At 39.3% G+C, this 1,508-nt stretch carries 1 protein-coding gene; it reads right to left on the bottom strand.

Annotated elements, in window-relative coordinates:
- Window positions 1-11 precede the first annotated feature (11 nt).
- A complete protein-coding gene (locus Q0954_RS33860) occupies window positions 12-1,433 on the bottom strand; it encodes a hypothetical protein (protein ID WP_299466486.1) in 1,422 nt (473 codons plus the stop codon).
- Window positions 1,434-1,508: the final 75 nt, after the last annotated feature.

The raw sequence follows: 1,508 nt of genomic DNA, 5'->3' as shown, positions 1-1,508 counted from the left end.
CAGGTAGGCTGTTAAGAATCTGGTAATTTCTTCCCCTCATTTTTCCCAAAGATTTTCCGTCTTTGTTGGGCAATTGAGGGGGCTTTTTTTCTCCACCCTTTGACCTGTTTTTCGCTCACTTTTTCAAGAGCTTGTTTAATTTCTTCTTCTTGATAAGTCTTTCCAAAGCTTGCTAAGATTAGCACAAATTCAGAAACTGCGTGAGTGGATTTAGGATTGATTTTTTGCTTAAACTTCCCGAACGCACTTTCAATAATATCTGAACAGCAATAAAGAGTCTCTACATTTTCAATTTTAATGTCCGCTAGTTTGCTCAGATATTCTAAGATTTTTTCGGCAAATATTTTTTCTTTTGCTCCTTGGGTAACAGATAATCTTTCTTGAATTCTTCGGTAATTATCTTGGCCGAATCCTTTGCGCTTCAAAAGACTACTCAGGTAGGCTACCTCTTGTTGAATACGATAAAACTCATCAATCCAAGATTGATATTTTTTCAAAAAACTCAGCTGTATTTGTACCTCATCAGGCAAGCAATCCCATTGCTGTAAACATTCATAGGCCCACTCAATCACTGGAAATAAGTTGGCAAAACGCGCCTTACTACGCTGGCGAGGAGACATATAAGGCGCATATTGACTTAAATTCCACTTCTTATTGATCGCTGAGGATTGCTTACTGAAATCTACAAAAATGGGATCAGATCGGTATAACCGTTCTATAGTCTTGGCAAAAAAATGACTACAATCAGGAATATGTAAGCCACCCATTAACTTGTAAGCTTTCCGCAGGTTATTTCCTTCATCACTGACAATATAAGCCAAGGGGTATCGCTGAGTTAATCCTTTTAAGATGGGGGCAATGTCCGTTGATTTCCAACTGGAAGCTACCTCCAAAGATAGCACCTGAGTAGAGGCTAAGTCCACGCAATCAATAAAATTTAAATCTCGGAGTCGTATCCCTAACACTAACAAGATCCGCTCCTTACCCAGACTGATACTTTCATCTACAACATAAACCCAACGATCCTCACTTGAATTATCCTCATGGTGAATACGATAATAACCTGCTTTGCAAACCCAATTACGAATACTGCCATAACTAGGAACACCTTTACCACCAAGACGCCCACTGACTAATTCTAAGCATAATAATACCTGAACACAGCCTCGTAAACTCATCTGACCATAACTTTGGGCTTGGACACAAAACCATACTAAAAGTGTGCTGTAACTGTGATGTTTGGCCTTAGAACCCCGTAAGCTCAACGAGCCGTAACCTACCTCGGAGCGTAAAGCCTGGTACTTGTGTTTCCATAAATCGCGGCTCTTGCTTAACTCCTTGATCCGTTTATTACGTTTGTGAAGTTCTTTATTTCGTTCCAGTGCTTTGACTTTCCAAGATTTTGAAGTAGCTTTATTCTTGTCTTCGGACATATTTTCCCCTTAAGTTGTTGATTCGTCTCTTCAAATTTAAGGGGAATTTTTTTAAAATTCTTAACAGCCTACCTG

Source organism: uncultured Microscilla sp., from assembly GCF_947493425.1.
In the GTDB taxonomy this organism is placed as follows: Bacteria; Bacteroidota; Bacteroidia; order Cytophagales; family Microscillaceae; genus Microscilla.
The sequence above is the reverse complement of the archived record's forward strand: the minus strand, read 5'-3'. Positions and strand labels throughout refer to the sequence as shown.